Below are 21901 nucleotides of genomic sequence, written 5' to 3'. Positions count from 1 at the left end.
TCCTCTTATATCCTTTCCTTATTGTTTATGAAGCTGCAGCTGTTTGGCTGCTTTTCCATGAAATGAGAGAAAGTTTTACCTCCCCTCACTTCTGATCTTTATTTCTAATTCGGCGAAGCCACCCTTAGTCTTCTAAAATAACGCAGTTGTTATCCAGCAGATCCTGCTCTACAGTTTTGTACTTCACGTCTTTCACCACACGGCCATCTCTGTACTGTACACTTACACGATCGTTACGGCCTGCTACTTTTTGCGAGTGTGCTGGCATTACCTTCTGCGGCTCTGGTGCCGATTCTTCAGTTTGTCCGTTGCCGCCTTCCAAAGAAGAATGCACTTCCTGCTTCTGCTCTTTCAACACAGGAGCTTTAGGAGCCATAGGAGGTCTTACGGGCTGCTGCACCTGCTCTGGTGCCTGTACAGGAATGAAGGCATGGAACAGGAAGTTAATTGTTTCCTCGTTCACCTTACCGATCATGCGCTTAAACAGCTCAAACGACTCAAACTTGTAAATCAACAGCGGGTCTTTCTGCTCGTACACCGCGTTCTGCACTACCTGTTTCAGGTCGTCCATCTGGCGCAGGTGGTCTGTCCAAGCTTGGTCTATAGTACCCAGCGTAATGATCTTCTCCATGGCACGAAGCAGTTCCATTCCCTTAGACTCGTAGGCCTTCGTCAGGTTGGTAACGGCAGCCAGCTGGCGTTTGCCATCTGTAAACGGCACCGCAACATTCTCAATCATCGGCCCACGGTTCTGGTGAATATCGGTGATGATTGGGTAAGCCTGCTCAGCTGTCTTCCTGTTTTTCTCCAGGTAGTAGTTCAGCGCTTCGTTATACAGTCGCTCAGCCAGTTGGTTCGCGTTTGTACTTCTGAAATTGTCTTCTGTGATTTTTGTTTCTATACCAAACACACGAATAATGTGCAGCTGGAAGTTTTCGTAGTCGTTTATGTTTTTGTAACTAACCACTACATCTTCACTGATATCATAGATCATGTTCCAGATATCCAGTTCCAGGCGCTCGCCGTACAGGGCGTTTCTGCGGCGCTTGTACACCACCTCACGCTGTGCGTTCATCACGTCATCGTACTCCAGCAGGCGCTTACGCTGTCCGAAGTTGTTTTCCTCCACTTTCTTCTGCGCACGCTCAATAGAGTTCGTGATCATGGAATGCTGGATTACTTCACCTTCTTCCAGACCCATACGGTCCATCAGGCGGGCAATACGGTCAGAACCAAACAAGCGCATCAGATTATCTTCCAAACTCACAAAGAACTGAGAAGAACCTGGGTCACCCTGGCGACCTGCACGACCACGCAACTGGCGATCTACACGGCGAGACTCGTGGCGTTCTGTACCAATAATGGCCAGACCACCTGCAGCCTTAGACTCTGGTGCCAGCTTAATGTCGGTACCACGACCAGCCATGTTAGTAGCGATGGTTACCGTACCTGGTTTACCAGCCTCAGCTACAATATCTGCCTCTTTCTGGTGCATCTTCGCGTTCAGCACCTGGTGGTTAATTTTGCGCAGCGTCAGCATACGGCTCAGCAACTCCGATATCTCTACCGATGTGGTACCTACCAGTACAGGTCGGCCTAACTGCGTTAGCTCTACAATCTCGTCTGCAACGGCGTTATACTTCTCGCGTGTTGTCTTAAACACTTTATCGTGCTCGTCTTTTCGCTGGATTGGTCGGTTAGTAGGTATTACTACTACGTCCAGTTTATAGATGTCCCAGAATTCACCTGCCTCTGTTTCGGCAGTACCCGTCATACCAGAAAGCTTGTGGTACATACGGAAGTAGTTCTGCAGCGTAACGGTAGCGTAAGTTTGTGTGGCGTCTTCTACCTTCACATTCTCCTTCGCCTCAATCGCCTGGTGCAAACCATCCGAATAACGACGGCCTTCCATCACACGACCTGTCTGCTCATCCACAATTTTTACTTTGTGGTCTGGCGTTACGATATACTCTGTGTCTTTTTCGAACAAAGTATAAGCCTTCAGCAACTGGTTGATAGTATGCACACGCTTGGTCTTGTCCTGGAAATCAGCAATAAGCTGTTCCTTCGCGTGCAGCTGCTCTTCGTTTGAAAGCGATTTATCGTTTTCAATATTGGCAATCTCAGAACCGATATCTGGTAGAATGAACAGATTCGGGTCTTCGCCCTGACCTGTGATTAGGTCAATACCTTTTTCGGTCAGTTCAATCTGGTTGTGCTTTTCGTCTATAGTGAAGTATAGCGGCTCATCAGCCTCTGGCATCATGCGCGAGTTATCCTGCAGGTAGTGGTTTTCCACCTTCTGCATGATAGCACGGTTACCTGTCTCACTCAGGAATTTAATTAGCGGCTTGCTCTTTGGCAAACCACGGTAAGCACGAAACAGGGGTAAGCCGCCTTCCTGAACATTTCCTTCCTTGATCAGACGCTTCGCTTCGGTTAGGAAGTTATTTACAAGCTTACGCTGCGCCTCTACCAGCATGGCAATACGTGGCTTCAACTGATAAAACTCATGCTCATCACCGCGTGGCACTGGGCCAGAAATAATCAAAGGGGTACGGGCATCGTCAATCAACACGGAGTCCACCTCATCAATCATTGCATAATGGTGCTTGCGCTGTACGAGGTCTTTCGTCTCGCGCGCCATGTTGTCACGCAGATAGTCGAAACCGAACTCATTGTTCGTACCATACGTGATATCGGCACGGTAGGCGTTTCGGCGAGCCTCAGAGTTTGGTTGGTGCTTATCGATGCAGTCGATGCTCATGCCATGGAACTCGAATAGCGGAGCCATCCACTCCGAGTCACGCTTGGCAAGGTAATCGTTTACCGTTACCACGTGCACGCCTCGCTTAGCCAAAGCATTCAGGAAGGCAGGTAAGGTAGCCACTAAGGTTTTACCTTCACCAGTCGCCATCTCAGAAATTTTACCCTGGTGCAGCACAATACCACCAATCAACTGCACGTCGTAGTGCAGCATTTCCCAGGTAATCTCGTTGCCAGCAGCAAACCATTTGTTTGCCCAGATCGCTTTGTCGCCATCCAGTTGCACGTTTGGTTTGCGAGCCGCAATGCTTCTATCCTGATCGTTGGCAGTAACCACCAACTGACCATTCTCTTTCCAGCGGCGAGCAGTTTCTTTTACGATAGCAAAGGCAGCAGGCAGTACTTCCATCAGCACCACTTCCAAGTCTTTGTTACGCGTCTTCTCCAATTCATCAATTTCGGAGAAAATATTTTCCTTCTGCACAATGTTCAGCTCTGTTTCCTCGGCCACACGCTTGTGCAAGGCAGCAATCTGTTCATCTATAGGCTTGAGGCGCTCATCGATGATGCTTTTCACATCCACCGTTTTCTGGCGAAGCTGGTCATCGGTCAGGCTGGCAAGCTGAGCATATTCTTCGTTTATTTTAGATACATAAGGTATAACCTCCTTTATATCTTTGTCGGATTTTGTTCCGAATAGTTTCGCAACGGTTTTACCGAAAAAATCAAACATCTGTATTTTGTTCTTAAATGAAATCCTGTGTTTGCAATATCTTCAAAAGTAAGCTGTTTTTCCGATATTTCATTAATTCTGTACTAAAACAATACCAGATTAAAAGCTTTATAGAATATCTGCCATATTTACCGATATAGTATAGCGGATTTTTTAACTATACCTTCGGGGGCTATTCGGCGGCTAAATACCCATACCGATAGTGGCAATGTGGCAGAGGCCTAACAATTTAAAACTATAGTTTGGGAACAGAAGTTCAGTAAGGTACTTTAAAACAGCTTTTGGAATTCGATTACATCCGTCCAGCCATCAGCAGATAATAGCCATTGTTTGCGCACGCCCACCTGCTCAAAGCCAGCCTTGGAGAACAGTTTTATACTTTGAGGGTTATCAGTAGAAACAGAACAGTATACCTGGTGCAGGTGTAGAATCTGCTGGCAATACTCCTGCAGCAACTCCAGTGCCTCTGCCGCATAGCCTTTACCGCGCCAATCTGCCGCTACTACAATGCCTACAGCGGCACGGCGGTGCAAAGGGTCGTAGTCGTACAGGTCGATGGCCCCAATGGCTTGGTGGTTCTGTGTACAGATAATAAGGCGTAGCTGCTTTACCGTGTAAATATCGAGGGAGGCATTCTGCAAGTACTGCTCCAGCACATGCTTGGAGTAAGGCGTGAGGCTGTTGCCAAAATGCCATACAGAAGCATCGTTTTCGAGGGAGTATAAAAAATTCAGATCAGCAGGCTCTAAGGCACGAAGGTAAATTTTATCGGAGCTTAAGAACATGCTGATCTGAAAAAATGAGTGAGAGGAGCTACAAAGGAACGGAACCTGTGAATACCTGCTTGGCTGGGCCTGTGAGGTAAATATCACTAAAAGTACCAGCAGCCTCTCTTTCAAAGGCCACCTCTAAGTTACCGCCTAACGTTTTTACTTCCACGGGGCTCTGGAAACCCAAGAAATTAGCCACCAGCGCACAGGCTGTTACGCCAGTACCACAAGAAAGCGTTTCGTCTTCTACGCCACGCTCGTAGGTTCGCACAAAAATTTCATTTTCTGAAAGGCGCTGCACAAAGTTCACGTTCGTACCTACCTCTTGAAAGCGGTCGTTGTAGCGGATGGCTTTACCCTCGGTATATACATCCAGGTTCTCCAGATCGTCTACAAAACGTACATAGTGCGGTGAGCCTGTGTTCAGGTAAAAGTCCTCTCCTATGCGCTCTACGCCTGCCACGTCGTTCATCTTCAGGTTGATTAGCTCGCGTTCTACGCTGGCCTGGTGCTCGCCATCGGCAGCCAGAAAATGCGCCACATCCTCAATCACACCTAAATTTCGGGCAAAGCGAACGGTGCAGCGGGCACCGTTTCCGCACATAGATCCCAAACGGCCGTCGGCATTATAGTATACCATCTGGAAATCGTAGTCTGGGTGGTCCTGCAGCAGAATCAGGCCATCGGCTCCTACGCCCATGCGCCTGTCGCATAAATGTTTTACCAATGCCTCGTCTTCGGCAGGAAAAGTAAGTTTACGGTTATCGACCATCACAAAGTCGTTGCCCGTGCCCTGATATTTGTAAAAGTTTATTGCCATATATCTGTAACAATCAAAACGGCTGATACGTGCAATTTTTTAGGTTCGGCTGATTAGTAGTACTTTTACAGCCTGATTGGCGCACAGCCAAATTTAAACGACAAAGATATGTATTCCTTTCTTACAATAGAAAACTGGGCCGACTACGAATTAGTAGATTCTGGAAATTTTGAAAAGTTGGAGCGTTTCGGGCAGTATTACGTGGCGCGACCTGAGCCACAGGCTGTTTGGGACAAGCACCTACCTGAGCAGGAATGGGACCGAATGGCGCAGGCGGTGTTTACCCGTGAAAAAGGCAGCTCGGAGAAGGGCCAGTGGAAGCTGAAGAAAGGAATGCCTGAGCAGTGGTACATCAACTATAAGTATAACGACCTGAGTTTACGTTTCCGCCTGGGCCTGTCTTCGTTTAAGCACGTGGGCCTGTTTCCTGAGCAGGACAACAACTGGACCTTTATTTACGACACTACCCGCAAGCTGAAAACGCAGCAGCCGAAGGTCTTGAACATGTTTGCCTACACTGGCGGTGCCTCGCTGGCAGCCAAAGCCGCAGGTGCCGACATCACGCACCTGGACTCGGTAAAGCAGGTAAACTTCTGGGCCCGCGACAACATGGAAGCCAGCAACCTCGACAACATCCGCTGGATTGTGGAGGACGCCATGAAATTTGCCCAACGCGAGGTTAGGCGCGGCAACACCTACAACGGCATCATCCTGGATCCTCCCGCTTACGGCCGCGGCCCAAATGGCGAGAAATGGCAACTGGAGAACGAGCTGAACGAACTGATTAAGCTATGCCAGCAGATGCTCGACAAAACCGATTATTTCCTGGTGATTAACCTCTACTCCCTCGGCTTCTCTGCCCTTATCTTAGATAACCTAATGCGCCTGACATTCGGGGAGCAAATTCAAAACGAAGAACTAGGTGAGATATACTTAAGTGACAGAGGTAACAGAAAACTGCCGCTGGGCACGTTTTTCAGGTTCTCTTCGGTGGGGAGGTAAACTAGGTTTACCACTAAATCTTGTAACCAGCAATTCCATTTAGCAGATCAGCAGTAAGAACATAGATGAAATACGACCTTCTATACATGGTACATTAAACCCGTTAAACTATTTATACCATAACTTTCTGCTTAGAATAACTCTGTTAGCAACTTCACAAGAGTTTGCCAGCTCCGACTCTTTAGAGGTAAGAGTATTGAATTAAGACTGCCATTTTACGGTATAAAAGTCATTAAATGTTCGTAAACAAGACAACTACTTCAGGACATATTTAACTCATCTTCCAATTTGCAAAACTCCACAAACATAAAAGCCATGAAAAAACGCCTCGCACTTATCGATATGGGCACCAATACTTTTCACCTGCTGATAACAGAGGTAGATGAAAAGGGCAAACGCCACGACCTTGTGAAAACAAAACTGCCTGTGCGCCTGGGGCAGGGCGGCATCAGCAACGGAGCCATCGCACCCGAAGCATACGAGCGTGCCACTAAAACGCTAAAAGCTTTCAGAGCACAAATTGATGAGTACACAGTAGAAACTGTACGTGCCATGGCTACAAGTATGGTGCGTAATGCCACCAATGGAGAGGAGTTTATAAAAGATGTTTTTAAACAAACTGATATACAAGTAGAGGTAATTTCTGGTGCCCGCGAAGCAGAACTGATCTACTACGGTGTTCGCGCAGCGGATGCTCTGGACGAGAAAACAGCCATGATCATGGACATCGGTGGCGGTAGTGTAGAGTTTATCATCTGCAACCAACAGGAGATTTTCTGGAAGCAAAGTTTCGAGATTGGAGCGCAGCGCCTCATGGACCAGTTCTTTCAGCAAGACCCTATACCTGCCGAAAGTATAACCGCTGAAAAAGCTTACTTGCAGGAAACACTACAGCCGCTTTCAGCAGCCGTTGCTGAGTATAAACCTACGGCATTGGTGGGCGCTTCTGGTACCTTCGACACGCTTTGCGACATAAATGCGCTACGCAAAGGCGATCCGTCACGAGTCCAGGCTACTCCTCCTGCCTCTACCCTGACTCTAGAGGACTTTTACCACATCCATCAGCAGCTTCTCAGCAAAAACCACGACGACCGCCTGGCTATACCTGGCATGCTCGAAATGCGTGTGGATATGATTGTGTTGGCAAGTATAGCCGTTGACTTTGTGCTCCAGCAGTATCAGCTACAGGAAATTCGTGTATCGGCTTATGCTTTGAAAGAAGGCGTGCTGCAGCAGGTATTGGAGGGGGAAAGGCTATAGCTGGTCTAACCACCCTAAAAACAAGCGCCAGAAACTAAAAGCCTCTGGCGCTGTAAAAAACATTATCAAAAACAATTTATCCTCTCGCCTGGCGCTTCATCTCTTTCTCGTAAGCTTTTCTTAATTTCTTCAACTTCTTATCACCTTTGGCATAATCGGCGGCCAGCACTTTAGGCGACTCCTCCAGGCCACGTACAATATCTTTAGCTGCCAGCTGCTTGCCCAACTGCTCCTGCACTTTCTTGGTCTTGCCTTTGGAATAGCCCCTGTTCAGCAAGGTATAAAGCAAATCTATCGCAGCCTGTTCCTCCTGCAGTTCGGTATAATAGCTTACCACGGCCGCTGAAAAAGTTAGCTTCTGGTTTTCTTTAGCGAAGTTGAAAAGCGAGATATGGTCTAGGCCGAAGCGGTTGATTTCGTTTAACAGGTAGTGCTTTTCGGCTTCGTTATAAGTTCGGATAGCTTCTGTAAAGCGGCTGCTGGCAACGTAGCGGTTCACCTCTTCCAGCTTAAGCTGGTAAGCCACGGCAGCCTTTATGGCATCTCTTGCATCGGTGGCGTTGAAAGTGGCGATGGCACAATTTGTCTGTGCTGCTGCCGTTTTTATAGCCGCTTCATATGCCTGATCTGCGGCAATGAACTTCCTCTCCCGCTCCAGGCTTTTGCCGTTCTGAAAGTGGTTATCGTAAGCAGCTTGCGTGTTGACACACTCCTGCGTAAAGATGCGCTCGCGCAGCAAATTATACTTATTCTGCACCTCCGTATCATACTGCAGCGCATAACGCGCCTGCATGGCTTCGGCTTTGGCGGCGATGCTTCTGGCATTGGACAGGCGGTTGTTCATGGCTTGCTGATAACCATCGGTAAGGCTATTCAGCAAGACTGGTTTGGCCGCCTGTTTAGCCAGAAGCCCCAGTTCCTGCACAGGTCTGAAGGTATAGCGTTGCTCCATTTCAAGCGCCGTTTCAAACTGGCTGAGGGCTGAGGCATAGTTTTGCTGGCTCATCTGCTGCTTGCCTTGGTCGATATGCTGCAGGTAGTACTGGAACTTCACCTGTGTCTGTAGTTCAGTTGCTTCGGTGGCATTGTGCAGAGCAAAATCATAGTCCTGCTGAAAGCCTAAAGCCTCGGCTACCATTCGGTCTGCTCCTGCCAAATCGTTTCGGGACAACAGGCTTTTACCTTCATCTACCATACTTCGATAAGCACCATAAGCTGCACGACCCTCACCATCGTTTAGGGCGGGCAAGTTGCAGCGCAGGCCACCAATAGTGCTGCATAGTTTACGCGCTTCAGCATAAGAGGCTAAGGCGTTTTGGTAATTGCCACGGCTGGTTAAGGAGTTTCCTTCGTTTATGTAGGCACCGTAGATATCGTGGGCCAGCACCAATGCCAGCTCCTGCGTCTGCGGATCGATGCGGAAACCAGAAATCAAATCTTTTGTACGCGCAGCGGCCTCTGCTACATAACCGTTCATAAAGTCGATGCGAGCCAGTTGCAGGTGCGACGGAGCAAATCTTGGGTTCGCCTCCACCGACTTCACAAAGTAATTCTGAGCTGCCGCCAGGTTACCCCTGTTCAGCAGTTCGTAGCCACGGTTATAGTACTGCTCATCCAGGGTAGCCAGTATATAGTTTATAGTTTTGCGGCGTTCCTGTAGTAGTTGCTCCAACTGGTTTAACTTGCTGCCGAACTTCTGCGGGTCATACTGGTTCAGGTTCAGCTTTTCTTTAAACTGAAGTGCTTTTATACCTGCCAAAGCAGTTTCTATACTTTTCAGGTTGCGGTCCTGATGCAGGATGCGGTCCAGGTCGTTTGGCTGCACGCGCTGTGCATCCTGCAAGGCTTTATTGAGGGTGGCATCCGAAGCGTAATAGCTCTGGATCAGGCTTAGGTGATTCTGCACACGGCTCAGACTATTTGAAGTATAAACCAGTTCAGGACTTTCTACAACTAACTTATACTTGGCCGCGCTGATGGTATCAGGTACCGTCGCTTCAAACACAACGGCTTCGCCTTTTTTAGTGAAAGCTATACTCTGGGTAAAGGTCTTTAGCACCTTCTGGCCATCCAGCAGCTTTACTTTATAGTTCAGCTTCTCTGGCAACAGCACCTCTCCTAGTTCAAAGCCTTTATAGTGCATATCACCTGATACCGCCAGTTTATTTAGCTGTACTTTCAGTTGGAGTTTATCACCAGCGTCGGCTATACGAGCATGCTGCTCGAAGCGCACTACAAATTCAGGTACACGGTTCGGTCTGCCGCCACGCTGCGCCTTTACATCGCTGTTATCCAGCAAAAGAATAATCTTATTGATGTTGGTTTGGCTGCTATTACGGGCTGTATCTTTTTTCATCAGGTACGCCTGCGGAATTGTTTCCTCAAACACCAGCTTTGTCTGTGCCTGTGCTAGCAGCACAGACAGAACAAGTGTAAATGAGAGTATAGCTTTCTTCATAATCGTGTGCTTTAGTAGTATACTTTGGCTGAAGACAAAATCTGTTCCACAATTCAAACATCAAATCTAAAGTATATAAAAAACACGATGTGGATGAAAGGGGCGTTAAGAAACTAACAAAAACATTAGCTGAGGCATTGGCAGGTTATTTTGTTAATTTGCCGCTCAGACTAGAAGAAGCTATTTATGTATCCATACCAACAACTATTCAGCTTTACCCAAGAGGTTTTCCTGCACATGGGCTGCCCGTCTGAAGATGCCAAACTTGCCACAGAAGTACTTTTAGATGCCGATCTGCGTGGTGTAGACTCGCACGGTGTTGCTCGCTTGAGCGGGTATGTGCGCCTTTGGGAAGCAGGAAGAATAAACGTGAGGCCGCAGGTTAAGATTGTACACCAAACGCCTAGCACCGCTACTGTAGACGGCGACGGAGGACTTGGTTTGGTAGTTGCACCTTATGCGATGGAAGTAGCCATGGGCAAAGCTGAGCAAGTGGGCACAGGCTGGGTGTCGGTGCTGAACTCTAACCACTACGGCATTGCAGGCTACCACGCCATGAAGGCCCTGCAACGCGACATGATCGGTATCTCCATGACCAATGCCTCACCGCTAGTAGCGCCGACTTTCTCTACAGACCGCATGCTGGGCACCAACCCGATTGCCGTGGCCGTGCCAACTAAAAACCAGCCACCTTTTGTAGCCGATTTGGCCACCGCCGCCGCTGCAAACGGTAAGCTGGAAATACTGCAGCGCAAAGAGAAAAAAGCTCCGCAAGGCTGGATTCAGACCGCAGATGGCCAGCGTACCACCAACCCGCATGAGCTAAAAGAGGGCGGTGCGCTGTTGCCCCTAGGCAGCGATCGTAACCACGGCAGCCACAAAGGATATGCGCTTTCCTCTGTAGTAGATATTTTCTCGGCTGTGCTTTCGGGTGCCAACTATGGCCCATGGGTGCCGCCTTTCGTAAGCTTCCTCTCTCCTCCCGCCGATCCTGTGGGCAAAGGTATCGGTCATTTTTTTGGTGCGATGCGTATTGATGCCTTCCGCCCTGCCGATGAGTTTAAAGCGCACATGGACAACTGGATCGAAACTTTCCGTAAGGCAAAAGTTAAGAAAGGCGAGAAAGCCGTACTTATACCTGGCGACCCAGAACGCCTGATGACGCAGCAACGCCTGAAGAAAGGAATTCCGTTGCTTGCCCCCGTAGAACGCGACCTGGAAGAACTGGGCAAACGCTTTGGGGTTAAACTATAAAGTATAAAAATGGCAGCATTTTTCAGCACAATCGGCTTAAGTTCGTCCAGACGAAGTATTTCGATGCTGATGCTAAGCTGGTTCCTGAATGTGCTTTGGCTAGGCATTAACTACATGCGCCTTACGCCAATATAATGGTGGGTGTGATTGTAGCGGTTACGCTGCTATACCTCAGTTTCACGCTGCTGCAGGTGGTGGGTTAATTTAAACTTGAATGTTGTATACATACCGCTCTACTTAAAAACAAAAAGCACTGAGAACATTCCCAGTGCTTTTTGTTTTCTGCAGTTACTGCATTGCTAATCTATCTTCTTTCCAGACATGGCTTTCTTAATGGAAATCTGCATCACACGTTCTGCAAACGGACTTGTTTGTGCCTCTAAAGTATCTACAGCGGCATAAATAGCGTCTTTATCGCCTCCAGCGGCCAACACATCTTTCAGGTGCTGTAAGTTTTGGCGCGTCAGCTGTATTTCCTCTTCGGTTAGGTGCTCTCCGTTTTTATCCACAAAGCGCTCTACCTGGTAAATCATCTGCTCGGCTGTTGACCGTGCCTCTATTTTCATACGGGCATCTACGTCTTCTTTGGCATGTGTCAGCGAGTCCATCAGCATTTGCTCTACTTGCTGGTCTGTTAAACCATACTGCGGCTTTACTTCTACTTCCTGCCGTGCACCAGAACGCAACTCAATAGCCTCTACTTTTAATATACCGTCGGCATTGAGTATAAAATTCACATCTACCTTCGGGAAGCCAGCGGGCATAGCGGGTATACCTTTCAAATCAAATTCTGCCAGTTTACGGTTCTCCTTCACCAGGTCTCGCTCACCCTGAAATACAGAGATCTTCATGTTCACTTGGCCATCGATGGAGGTTGTATATTGGCGGCCAGCTTTAGTTGGTATTTTAGAGTTTCTTGGTATGATTGGGTCCATGAGTCCGCCCATTGTTTCAATACCTAAAGTAAGTGGCGTTACGTCGAGCAGCAGAATGTCTTTACGGTTTCCCGCCAAAATATCGGCTTGTATGGCAGCACCCAAAGCTACTACTTCATCTGGGTTAAGCGAATTATTAGCTGGCTTGCCAAAGAACTCCGATACCGCATTGTACACCATCGGTACACGGGTAGAGCCTCCCACCATTATTACGGCATCTATCTGCTCAGACTGTAGCTTTGCATCGGCCATAGCTTGCTTACAGCTTTCTATGGTGCGGGCAACTATCGGCACAATTAGCGTCTCAAAAGTATGGCGCTCCAGGTGGCAATCTATCGTTCCGTTCAGGTTACTTGTGTATACTTCCTGCGAACTCAGCACTTTCTTCGCTTCTTCCGCTTTCAGGCGCAGCTCCTGCGACAGGTTCTTATCTTGGTTCACTGTGTCGGCAATCAGCTTGTTTTCCTGTAGCCAATGGTTAATGATGGCACGGTCAAAATCATCGCCTCCCAAATACGTATCGCCGTTGGTTGAAAGCACTTCAAAAATGCCTTGGTGTATACTCAAGATAGAAATATCAAAAGTACCGCCGCCTAAATCATACACCGCCACCGTCTTCTCCTCATCAGGGTCTATGCCTATACCATAGGCTAGTGCAGCAGCGGTAGGTTCGTTCACGATGCGCAATACTTCTAAACCAGCCAACTTACCAGCATCACGGGTAGCCTGGCGTTGCGAATCATTGAAATAAGCTGGTACTGTAATAACGGCTTTGTTAACAGGCGTCTTCAGCGAATGCTCTGCACGTTCTCTCAACTCCTTCAGTATCTCTGCCGAAAGCCCAATAGGAGAATAGAACTTGTCCTGTACCCTTATTTTCACCAGCCCTTCGCTGTCATCGTCAATAATTTTGTAGCCAAAGTAATCTTTGTGCTCGCCAACGTCCTTATAAGATTTACCTAGCAGTCGTTTTACAGAATAAATGGTGTTGGCTGGGTCTGTGATAAGATAATCTTTAGCCTCAGTACCCACAATAGTATCGCCTTGCTGGGTAAAGTGCACCACAGACGGCACAATGGTACCGCGCCCCTGGTCATTTATCGCGATTGGTTTTTTATCTTCAGGATGTATGTAGGCCACCAAACTGTTGGTAGTGCCTAAATCTATACCTACAATTACCTCTTCTTTTTGAAGAGATCCGGTAGAAAGGTTTATTGCAACTTTTGCCATAGTATCTATATTACGTGAAGCCGCCACTAAAAAGCAGCAGCATGTAGCACAAAGTTACAAAAATTTTGGGGAGGGTATTTTAATAGAAGGTATAGAGGCAAAACCTTACAGCAATGCTGACTTTACGACTTCAATCAGCTTCCACTTACTTTGCAAGGTAAAGTGGTATTGCACACGCCACGGCCCTTCTGGTTGTGGGTATCTTGCTTGCTCATCTTAACAGTACAGCCCACACAAATACCATAACAATTAAAAACAGCATCAATTCTATGGGCCAAGTTATGCTGCAAGATAATTTACTTTTATATTATCAAGAGAGTGAAGGCTACTTGTCTTCCTTCGGCACAATAATGAATACATCCTCGTTCGGGCGCTTCATCAGGTACTTTTCACGGGCAAACTTCTCAAGCAACTCAGGGTTACTCATCAATTCTTTTCGGTCTTTCTGTACCTCGGTTATTTTCTGAAGGTAATACTCCTTATCGGCTTCTTTAGCTCTTAAGGCTTTACTCATTTGGTACTGGGTAATAAAATCATTTGAGTCGAAAAAGAGCATCCACGTCACAAACAGGAAAGTTGTGATAAAGTAGAAATTGCGGAAAAATTTAGGAATGCGCTTCAACATAATCAGAGAAGTAAAAGGTACTATACAAAAATAAGGCTGTGAGTCACAAAACCCACAGCCTTAGCCATAAATATTTTATGGAAATTTATACTAGAACTTCTTACCTGGGAAGTAAGCTATTTCACCAAGTTCTTCTTCAATGCGAAGCAATTGGTTATACTTAGCCATACGATCAGAACGAGAAGCAGAACCAGTTTTAATTTGGCCTGTGTTCAAAGCAACTGCAAGGTCAGCAATTGTGTTGTCCTCAGTCTCGCCAGAACGGTGGCTCATTACGCTCTTATAACCGTGGCGTAAACCAAGGTTAATCGCGTTGATAGTCTCAGTAAGAGAACCAATCTGGTTTACCTTGATCAGGATAGAATTAGCTATACCTTGGTCGATGCCCTGCTGCAGGCGGTTTACGTTTGTTACAAACAAGTCGTCACCTACTAACTGTACTTTATCGCCGATAGCTTGCGTTTGCTGCTTCCAGCCATCCCAATCGTCTTCTGCCATACCGTCTTCAATAGAGATAATCGGATATTTGTTTACCCAATCAGCCCAGAAGCTAACCATTTCAGAAGAGGTCAGCTTATCGCCAGTAGACTTCTTGAAATGATACATACCAGTTTTCTCGTCGTAGAACTCAGAGCTAGCTGCATCCATTGCAATCATAAAGTCATCTCCTGGCTTGTAACCAGCAGTCTCAATAGCTTGCAATACTACTTCTATAGCCTCTACGTTAGAAGCGATGTTCGGAGCGAAACCACCTTCGTCACCTACGTTAGTAGAAAGACCTTTTTTCTTTAGTACGTTTTTAAGGTGGTGGAATACTTCAGAACCCATACGAAGTGCTTCTGAGAATGAAGGCGCACCAACAGGCATGATCATGAATTCCTGGAAGTCTATAGCGTTGTCTGCGTGGCTACCACCGTTCAGGATGTTCATCATCGGAACTGGAAGTGTATTTGCATTTACACCACCTACATAGCGGTAAAGCGGCATGTTCAGTTCTTGTGCAGCAGCACGAGCAATTGCCAGCGATACGCCAAGTATAGCATTGGCACCTAAATTACCTTTGTTTGGCGTGCCATCCAGCTCAATCATGATCTTGTCAAGCAAGTTCTGATCATATACCTGGAAACCTACTAGTTCGTCAGCAATTTTCTCGTTAACATTTTTAACTGCCTGCAGTACACCTTTACCCATGTACATGCTCTTATCGTTATCACGAAGCTCTACTGCTTCGTGTACACCAGTAGAAGCACCTGATGGTACTGCCGCACGGCCAAGAACACCAGTTTCCGTTGTTACATCTACTTCTACAGTAGGATTTCCTCTTGAATCAAAAATTTGTCTTGCTTTGATGTCTGTAATTAAGCTCATCGATTTTTGTTTTATAGTTTTACTTTATTTACTCTTTTCTAATATGGCAACAAACTCATCAAAAAGATAAGTAGAATCGTGTGGCCCTGGCGACGACTCAGGGTGGTATTGTACAGAGAAGGCTGGTTTAGACTTCATACGTATACCTTCAATAGTGTTATCGTTAAGGTTTACGTGAGTTACCTCAATATTGGGGTGGCTTTTTAACTGTTCAGCATCCACCACAAAACCATGGTTCTGGCTCGTAATCTCACTACGTCCTGTAATCAGGTTCTTAACAGGGTGATTCAACCCTCTGTGGCCATTGTGCATTTTGTAAGTAGCGATACCGTTAGCCTCTGCTAATACTTGATGGCCTAAGCAAATACCAAACAACGGCTTGTTCTTCTCCAGCATCAACCTAACATTTTTTACAGCATCCGTAGTAGCTGCAGGGTCACCAGGGCCATTAGAGATAAAGTAGCCATCAGGGTTCCACTTTTCCATCTCTTCAAATGAAGTATTGTACGGAAAAACTTTTACCTCGCAACCTCTGCTTACAAGGTTATTAATGATGTTCTTTTTGATACCCAAATCAAGAACTGCTACGCGGTATTTCGCATCCTCAGGCTTTAACTCATAAATGGCAGCCGTACTTACATGGGAAGATAACTCAAGGCCAGCCATAGAAGGAACACTATTTAGGTAGGTTTGCAGTTCAGCCACATCTGTTATTTCAGAAGAGATAACAGCATTCATAGCACCTTTATCACGAATATGGCGAACTAAAGCACGAGTATCTATTTCGCAAATACCCACAACTCCTGCCTTTTCGAAATACTCTTGCAACGATCCTTCAGCTGTCTTTCTAGAGAACTGGTGCGAAAAGTCTTTACACACCAACCCTCTTATCTGAATATTTTCAGACTCAACCTCTTCCTGCTGCACGCCATAGTTACCAACATGAGAAACTGTAGTAATAACAATCTGACCGAAATAAGAAGGATCAGTAAAAATCTCCTGATATCCAGTCATGCCTGTGTTAAAACATAGCTCACCGCCAGACGTACCGATTTTGCCTAAGCTTTGGCCTCTATAAATTGTTCCGTCTTCTAAGAGTAAGACTGCCTCTGTTGTTTTTTGGTTTTTCATTATCAAAATAGAAGATTTAATGCAAAAATAAAAAAGGGACACGACTTACGTCATGTCCCTTTAAAATATTTCCTAAATAAGCTTACTCTGCATCTTTAGTTTCATCTGTAGAAGCTGGTGCATCAGTTGTAGCTTCTGTAGTTTCAGTAGCTGTTGAAGCCTCAGTATTCTTCTTTCCACCACGACGACGAGTTCTCTTAGCAGGTGCACCAGTTGTACCAGTACCAGAAACTAGATCCTCGTTATAGTCTACTAACTCAATAACACACATTTCTGCGTTATCACCAAGTCTGTAACCAGTCTTAAGGATACGTGTGTATCCACCAGGTCTGTTGGCAATTTTGCTAGCAACCTCATCAAAAAGCTCTTTAACAGATTCTTTATCCTGAAGATAAGCGAAAACTGTTCTTCTTGAGTGAGTTGTGTCGCTCTTAGACTTTGTAAGAAGAGGTTCTACATATTTACGAAGCGCTTTAGCCTTCGCAACTGTAGTAGATACTCTCTTATGAAGTATAAGAGATGCTGCTAGGTTAGACAACATCGCTTTTCTGTGGGAAGCAGTCCTACCTAAGTGATTTATTTTTTTACCGTGTCTCATTATTGTAATTGTGCACGTGCATACCGTCGATCAACCAACAAAGGGATCGGGAATTATGCCGTTGATTATTAATCTTCGTCTAATTTATACTTAGAGAGGTCCATTCCAAAGGTTAAGTTCTTCTCCTGAACTAGGTTTTCTAATTCTGTCAAAGACTTTTTACCAAAGTTTCTGAACTTCATCATGTCAGAGATATCCAACTGCACTAGGTCACCAAGCGTTTTGATGTCGGCAGCCTTCAGGCAGTTATAAGCTCTAACTGAAAGGTCCATGTCTTGCAAAGAAGTTTTTAGAACCTTACGCATGTGAAGCATTTCTTCGTCTACAGCCTCTTCTTCTTCTGGCTTCGCTGTCTCAAACGTCATTGTGTTGTCAGAGAACAGCATGAAGTGTTGAATCAGAATGTTGGCTGCACCTTTCAATGCATCTTCCGGATGTATAGATCCGTCTGTTTGAATATCAAGAACTAGCTTCTCATAGTCAGTCTTTTGCTCAACACGCGTGTTTTCAACACTAAACTTCACGTTTTTGATTGGTGTGAAGATCGCATCGATAGAGATCTGACTGAAAGCTTGATCTGCTGGCTTGTTCTCATCAGCAGGAACGTAACCACGTCCTTTCTGAATTGTAAGCTCAACCTCAAGAGATATGCTAGTATCTAAGTTACATATTACAAGCTCTGGATTAAGAACCTCAAAGCTAGAAGTAAACTTGTTTATATCACCAGCTGTAAATGTATCTTGACCACTAATAGTAACGGTTATTTTATCATCAACGATTTCGCTAACTTTTTTGAACCGTACCATTTTAAGGTTAAGAATGATATCAGAAATATCCTCAACCACCCCTTCAACAGACGAAAACTCGTGCAGTACACCAGGTATGCGAACGCTCGTAATAGCATATCCTTCTAGAGAAGATAATAAAATTCTTCGCAGAGCATTACCGATGGTTACACCGTAACCTTTTTCAAGCGGCTTGAATTCAAATAAACCATGAAAGTCGTCGGCTTTTTCCATTACAACTTTCTCTGGCATTTGAAATGCTAATATTGACATACTTGCAGTGTTAAAGGTTAAAAATTGATTAACTGATTACTTAGAGTAAAGCTCGACGATTAGCTGCTCCTGAATTTTCTCAGGGATTTGCTCACGCTCAGGCGTAGCAATAAATTTACCAGCAAAATCAGTTGCGTTCCACTCTAACCAGCTAAACTGACGGGCATTACGTACAGATAAGCTTGTCGTAATTGCTTCAAGAGATTTTGACTTCTCTCTTACTGCAATAACATCACCTACTTTTAAACTATAAGAAGGAATGTTGACAATTTCACCGTTAACAGTGATGTGCTTATGAAGTACTAATTGGCGAGCAGCTCTTCTTGTTGGAGCAATACCAAGACGATAAACAGTGTTATCTAATCTTGACTCAAGCATAGCCAACAAGTTTTCACCTGTAATACCACCTTTTCTGTGTGCTTTATCGAACAAATTAGCGAATTGTCTCTCTAAAACACCATATATGTATTTAGCCTTCTGCTTTTCTGCAAGCTGAACTGCGTATTCAGACTGCTTCTTACGACGGCCACGTCCATGCTGTCCTGGAGGATAGCTTTTCTTTTTTAATGCTTTGCTTGGGCCAAAAATCTCTTCACCGAATTTTCTAGAGATTTTACTTTTAGGACCAGTATATCTTGCCATTTTATTTTACCTAAATTAAAATTAAACTCTTCTGCGTTTTGGAGGACGACATCCGTTGTGTGGTAGAGGAGTAACATCTTTGATAGTTGTTACTTCGATACCTGCATTTTGCACAGTACGTATGGCGGACTCTCTACCTGCACCAGGGCCTTTAACAAAAACCTCAGCTTTACGCATACCTAAATCATAGGCAACTTTAGCGCAATCTGAAGCTGCCATCTGAGCAGCGTAAGGAGTGTTCTTTTTAGAACCTTTAAAACCCATTTTACCAGCAGAAGCCCAAGATATAACTTGACCTGTATTGTTGGTTACTGAGATAATTATATTGTTGAAAGACGCTTTTATGTGTACTTGACCAGTTGCTTCTACAACTACTACACGCTTTTTAGCTTTATCTTTTCTTTTCTGAGCCATGATCAAAAATTATTTAGAAGCTTTCTTCTTATTTGCAACTGTTTTACGCTTACCTTTTCTAGTGCGTGAGTTATTCTTCGTACGCTGTCCACGAACAGGTAAACCTTTACGGTGTCTTAATCCACGGTAGCTACCAATGTCCATAAGACGCTTGATGTGCAACTGTACTTCTGATCTTAAAACACCTTCTGTTTTATGCTCAGCTGCAATGATATTTCTGATCTCACCGGCTTCTTCGTCGGTCCACTCTTTCACTTTTTTGTCAAGATCCACCCCGGCCTTTGTAAGAATTGCTTGAGAAAGCTTACGACCTATACCATAGATATAGGTAAGGGCTATTTCTCCTCTTTTGTTATCCGGAATATCTACTCCTGCTAATCTAGCCATATTGAATTTAAATTATCCTTGTCTTTGTTTATATCTTGGATTCTTCTTGTTGATGACATAAAGCTTTCCTTTGCGTCGGATCACTTTACATTCAGCACTTCTTTTCTTTACTGATGCTTTAACTTTCATTGTATTTATTTATATCGATAAACAATTCTACCTTTCGTTAAATCATAAGGTGACATCTCTAACTTAACTCTATCACCTGGCAAAATCTTAATGTAGTTCATTCGCATTTTGCCTGAAATATGAGCAACCACCTGATGACCATTTTCTAGCTCTACCCGGAACATGGCATTAGATAGTGCTTCAACTATAGTTCCGTCTTGTTCAATAGAGGACTGCTTCGCCATGTATTATTTTTTTGCTTGTTCTATGAATTTGAATGTTGTTAAAATTTCAGCCTTATCTTTTCTTACAACAACTGTATGCTCAAAATGAGCTGAAGGCTTATTATCTCTTGTGCGAATAGTCCAACCATCATCTTCCTGCACAATATGACGTGTGCCTAAATTGATCATTGGCTCAATTGCAAGAACAAGCCCTTCCTGAAGCTTTACACCTTGTCCTCTTTTGCCATAGTTAGGTACCTCAGGCGACTCATGTAGATCTTTTCCGATACCATGCCCCACCAGCTCCCTAACAACACTATAGCCTTTGCTTTCAGCATGTTGTTGAATCGCGTGGCTAACATCACCCATTCTTGCTCCTACAACTGCCTTTTCAATACCTACATACAAAGATTCTTCTGTAGCTTTTAATAAGGCTTTAACTTCGTCAGAGACGTTACCTACTGCATGTGTATAGGCGCTGTCACTATGGAAGCCTTTGTATTTAACTCCTGCATCAACAGAAATAATATCACCATCGTTCAAAACGTAGTCACTTGGCATGCCATGTACTACAGTAGAGTTAACAGAGATACATAAACTATAAGGAAAACCATTATAGTTTTTGAACGAAGGTACTGCATTAAGATCCTTAATAAACTCTTCAGCGCGTTTATCAAGTTCTTTTGTCGAAACACCTTCCTTTATAAGCGAAGCTATTTCGCCATGTGCCTGACCTAAGATCAAAGCACTCTGGCGAATTAGCTCAATTTCTTCTTCAGATTTGTAAAAAATCATTTATATCTAGGATGCCATGGCTATGTTCTCGGACCTTCCACGCAATTTACCTGTTTTCATCATTCCGTCGTAGTGTCTCATCAACAAGTAGCTTTCAATTTGTTGTAGTGTATCAAGCACCACACCTACCATGATGATAAGAGAAGTACCTCCGAAGAACTGAGAGAACTCTCTTGTTACTCCTAAAAGCAGAGCAATAGAAGGGAAAATTGCTACTAGGGCAAGATATATAGCACCAGGTAACGTTATTCTAGTTAAAATTTCATCTATATAATCAGAGGTAGCTCTACCTGGCTTTACACCAGGAACAAAACCACCACTTCTTTTTAAGTCATCAGCAATCTGGTTTGGATTAACACTTATAGCAGTATAGAAATAAGTGAAAATAAGAATTAATAACCCAAACACAACATTGTACTGCCAAGATGTAAAGTCTGAAAATGTTGCCCCTATATAACTAGCAGTTTCACTAGTATCAGCCCAAATAGAAGCTAACATAGAAGGCAAAAACATTAACGACTGTGCAAAAATGATTGGCATTACACCTGCAGCATTAACTTTCAAAGGAATAAACTGACGCTGTCCACTATAAAGGGAGCTTCCTCCAACTTGTTTAGCATATTGTACAGGTATTCTCCGAACAGCCTGTGTAAGCATTACAACAGACATTACTACGAAGAACAGCACAGCTAACTCGAACAGGAATAATAGCGCACCATTGAGTTGCTTAGACAATGCTTCGGCTACAATGGCACCTGGGAAACGGGATATAATACCAATCATGATCAACATGGAGATACCGTTACCAATTCCTTTGTCAGTTATTCGTTCACCAAGCCACATACAGAAGATAGTGCCTGCTGTGAGGACTATCATAGATGTGATGGTGAATAAAGTAGTATTCACAGCAATAGCTTCAGCATTTATAGTGGCCGTAAAGGCAAAAGACTGAGCAAGCGTGATAATAATTGTCAGAACTCGGGTAATCTGGTTGATTTTCTTTCTACCAGACTCCCCTTCCTTCTGCATTTTCTGAAAATAAGGAACAGCTATGGTTAATAGCTGAAGCACAATAGAAGCTGATATGTAAGGCATTATACCTAACGCAAAGATCGAGGCGTTGCTAAATGCACCACCAAGAAATGTATCTAACAAACCAAGCATACCTTGTGTGTTTGCTTGAAGTAGGTTAGGATCAACGCCTGGAAGAACAACATAAGAACCTAATCTAAATATTGCTATAAACCCAAGGGTATTTAATATTCTGACCCTTAGATCATCAATAGCAAAAATGTTCTTAATTGTTGTTATAAACTTCTTCAT

The 21901-nt window shown here is 44.8% G+C and carries 21 protein-coding genes; 4 read left to right on the top strand and 17 right to left on the bottom strand.

From position 1 onward, the window contains the following. Positions 1 to 124: 124 nt before the first annotated feature. The 3 genes from secA to dapF form a co-directional block, all read right to left on the bottom strand. Entirely contained in the window at positions 125 to 3499 is a 3375-nt protein-coding gene (secA, locus tag LN893_RS03495) for a preprotein translocase subunit SecA (protein WP_229968346.1), read from the bottom strand. A gap of 269 nt (positions 3500 to 3768) precedes the next feature. Further along, on the bottom strand, positions 3769 to 4284 hold the full coding sequence (locus tag LN893_RS03490) for a GNAT family N-acetyltransferase (protein ID WP_229968344.1): 516 nt from the start codon (positions 4282 to 4284) through the stop codon (positions 3769 to 3771). 28 nt (positions 4285 to 4312) lie between these two features. Beyond that, positions 4313 to 5089, bottom strand: a complete 777-nt coding sequence (gene dapF / locus LN893_RS03485) for a diaminopimelate epimerase (protein WP_229968341.1) — start codon at positions 5087 to 5089, stop codon at positions 4313 to 4315. Positions 5090 to 5197: 108 nt separating this feature from the next. Here dapF and LN893_RS03480 point away from each other — a divergent pair, with 108 nt between their 5' ends. Next, positions 5198 to 6091 (top strand): class I SAM-dependent methyltransferase, encoded by an 894-nt coding sequence (locus LN893_RS03480; protein ID WP_229968339.1) that lies wholly within the window; start codon positions 5198 to 5200, stop codon positions 6089 to 6091. Positions 6092 to 6406: 315 nt separating this feature from the next. Further along, the gene (locus LN893_RS03475) at positions 6407 to 7351 is read left to right on the top strand and encodes a Ppx/GppA phosphatase family protein (protein WP_229968337.1); all 945 of its coding nucleotides are present in this window, start codon (positions 6407 to 6409) and stop codon (positions 7349 to 7351) included. 76 nt (positions 7352 to 7427) lie between these two features. Here LN893_RS03475 and LN893_RS03470 read toward each other — a convergent pair whose 3' ends face one another. Further along, positions 7428 to 9809 (bottom strand): tetratricopeptide repeat protein, encoded by a 2382-nt coding sequence (locus tag LN893_RS03470; RefSeq protein WP_229968335.1) that lies wholly within the window; start codon positions 9807 to 9809, stop codon positions 7428 to 7430. Positions 9810 to 9995: 186 nt separating this feature from the next. Here LN893_RS03470 and LN893_RS03465 point away from each other — a divergent pair, with 186 nt between their 5' ends. Then, positions 9996 to 11063: an Ldh family oxidoreductase gene (locus tag LN893_RS03465; RefSeq protein ID WP_229968333.1), complete on the top strand. Its 1068-nt coding sequence runs from the start codon at positions 9996 to 9998 to the stop codon at positions 11061 to 11063. Between the two features lie 9 nt (positions 11064 to 11072). Then, positions 11073 to 11198, top strand: a complete 126-nt coding sequence (locus LN893_RS20470) for a hypothetical protein (protein WP_255709863.1) — start codon at positions 11073 to 11075, stop codon at positions 11196 to 11198. 164 nt (positions 11199 to 11362) lie between these two features. On the opposite strand, the gene dnaK is transcribed toward LN893_RS20470, so the two are convergent. The 13 genes from dnaK to secY form a co-directional block, all read right to left on the bottom strand. Then, positions 11363 to 13228 (bottom strand): molecular chaperone DnaK, encoded by a 1866-nt coding sequence (gene dnaK, locus LN893_RS03460; protein WP_229968331.1) that lies wholly within the window; start codon positions 13226 to 13228, stop codon positions 11363 to 11365. 325 nt (positions 13229 to 13553) lie between these two features. Next, positions 13554 to 13853, bottom strand: coding sequence for an FtsB family cell division protein (locus LN893_RS03455; RefSeq protein ID WP_229968329.1), 300 nt, complete (start codon positions 13851 to 13853; stop codon positions 13554 to 13556). Between the two features lie 90 nt (positions 13854 to 13943). Next, positions 13944 to 15221: a phosphopyruvate hydratase gene (gene eno / locus LN893_RS03450; protein ID WP_229968327.1), complete on the bottom strand. Its 1278-nt coding sequence runs from the start codon at positions 15219 to 15221 to the stop codon at positions 13944 to 13946. 24 nt (positions 15222 to 15245) lie between these two features. Beyond that, positions 15246 to 16352 carry a glutamine-hydrolyzing carbamoyl-phosphate synthase small subunit gene (gene carA / locus LN893_RS03445; RefSeq protein WP_229968325.1) on the bottom strand — a complete coding sequence of 369 codons (1107 nt, stop codon included), beginning with the start codon at positions 16350 to 16352 and terminating at the stop codon, positions 15246 to 15248. Positions 16353 to 16434: 82 nt separating this feature from the next. After that, positions 16435 to 16950, bottom strand: coding sequence for a 50S ribosomal protein L17 (gene rplQ, locus LN893_RS03440; protein ID WP_229968322.1), 516 nt, complete (start codon positions 16948 to 16950; stop codon positions 16435 to 16437). Positions 16951 to 17018: 68 nt separating this feature from the next. Then, positions 17019 to 18008: a DNA-directed RNA polymerase subunit alpha gene (locus tag LN893_RS03435; protein WP_229968320.1), complete on the bottom strand. Its 990-nt coding sequence runs from the start codon at positions 18006 to 18008 to the stop codon at positions 17019 to 17021. A gap of 36 nt (positions 18009 to 18044) precedes the next feature. Continuing rightward, positions 18045 to 18650, bottom strand: a complete 606-nt coding sequence (gene rpsD, locus LN893_RS03430; protein ID WP_229968318.1) for a 30S ribosomal protein S4 — start codon at positions 18648 to 18650, stop codon at positions 18045 to 18047. 21 nt (positions 18651 to 18671) lie between these two features. After that, complete coding sequence (gene rpsK, locus LN893_RS03425; protein WP_229968316.1) at positions 18672 to 19064, bottom strand: 30S ribosomal protein S11; 393 nt, start codon at positions 19062 to 19064, stop codon at positions 18672 to 18674. A 9-nt stretch (positions 19065 to 19073) separates the two neighbouring features. Then, on the bottom strand, positions 19074 to 19451 hold the full coding sequence (gene rpsM, locus LN893_RS03420) for a 30S ribosomal protein S13 (protein ID WP_229968314.1): 378 nt from the start codon (positions 19449 to 19451) through the stop codon (positions 19074 to 19076). Between the two features lie 12 nt (positions 19452 to 19463). Beyond that, entirely contained in the window at positions 19464 to 19580 is a 117-nt protein-coding gene (rpmJ, locus tag LN893_RS03415) for a 50S ribosomal protein L36 (protein WP_007654264.1), read from the bottom strand. 5 nt (positions 19581 to 19585) lie between these two features. Further along, on the bottom strand, positions 19586 to 19804 hold the full coding sequence (gene infA / locus LN893_RS03410; RefSeq protein ID WP_025609076.1) for a translation initiation factor IF-1: 219 nt from the start codon (positions 19802 to 19804) through the stop codon (positions 19586 to 19588). 3 nt (positions 19805 to 19807) lie between these two features. Beyond that, the gene (map, locus tag LN893_RS03405) at positions 19808 to 20578 is read right to left on the bottom strand and encodes a type I methionyl aminopeptidase (RefSeq protein WP_229968312.1); all 771 of its coding nucleotides are present in this window, start codon (positions 20576 to 20578) and stop codon (positions 19808 to 19810) included. A gap of 6 nt (positions 20579 to 20584) precedes the next feature. Beyond that, a complete protein-coding gene (gene secY / locus LN893_RS03400; protein ID WP_229968309.1) occupies positions 20585 to 21901 on the bottom strand; it encodes a preprotein translocase subunit SecY in 1317 nt (438 codons plus the stop codon).

This window comes from Pontibacter harenae (genome assembly GCF_020907245.1).
GTDB classification, from domain to species: Bacteria; Bacteroidota; Bacteroidia; order Cytophagales; family Hymenobacteraceae; genus Pontibacter; species Pontibacter harenae.
Note: the sequence above shows the minus strand (reverse complement) of the source record. Positions and strands in the feature narration are given on the sequence as shown.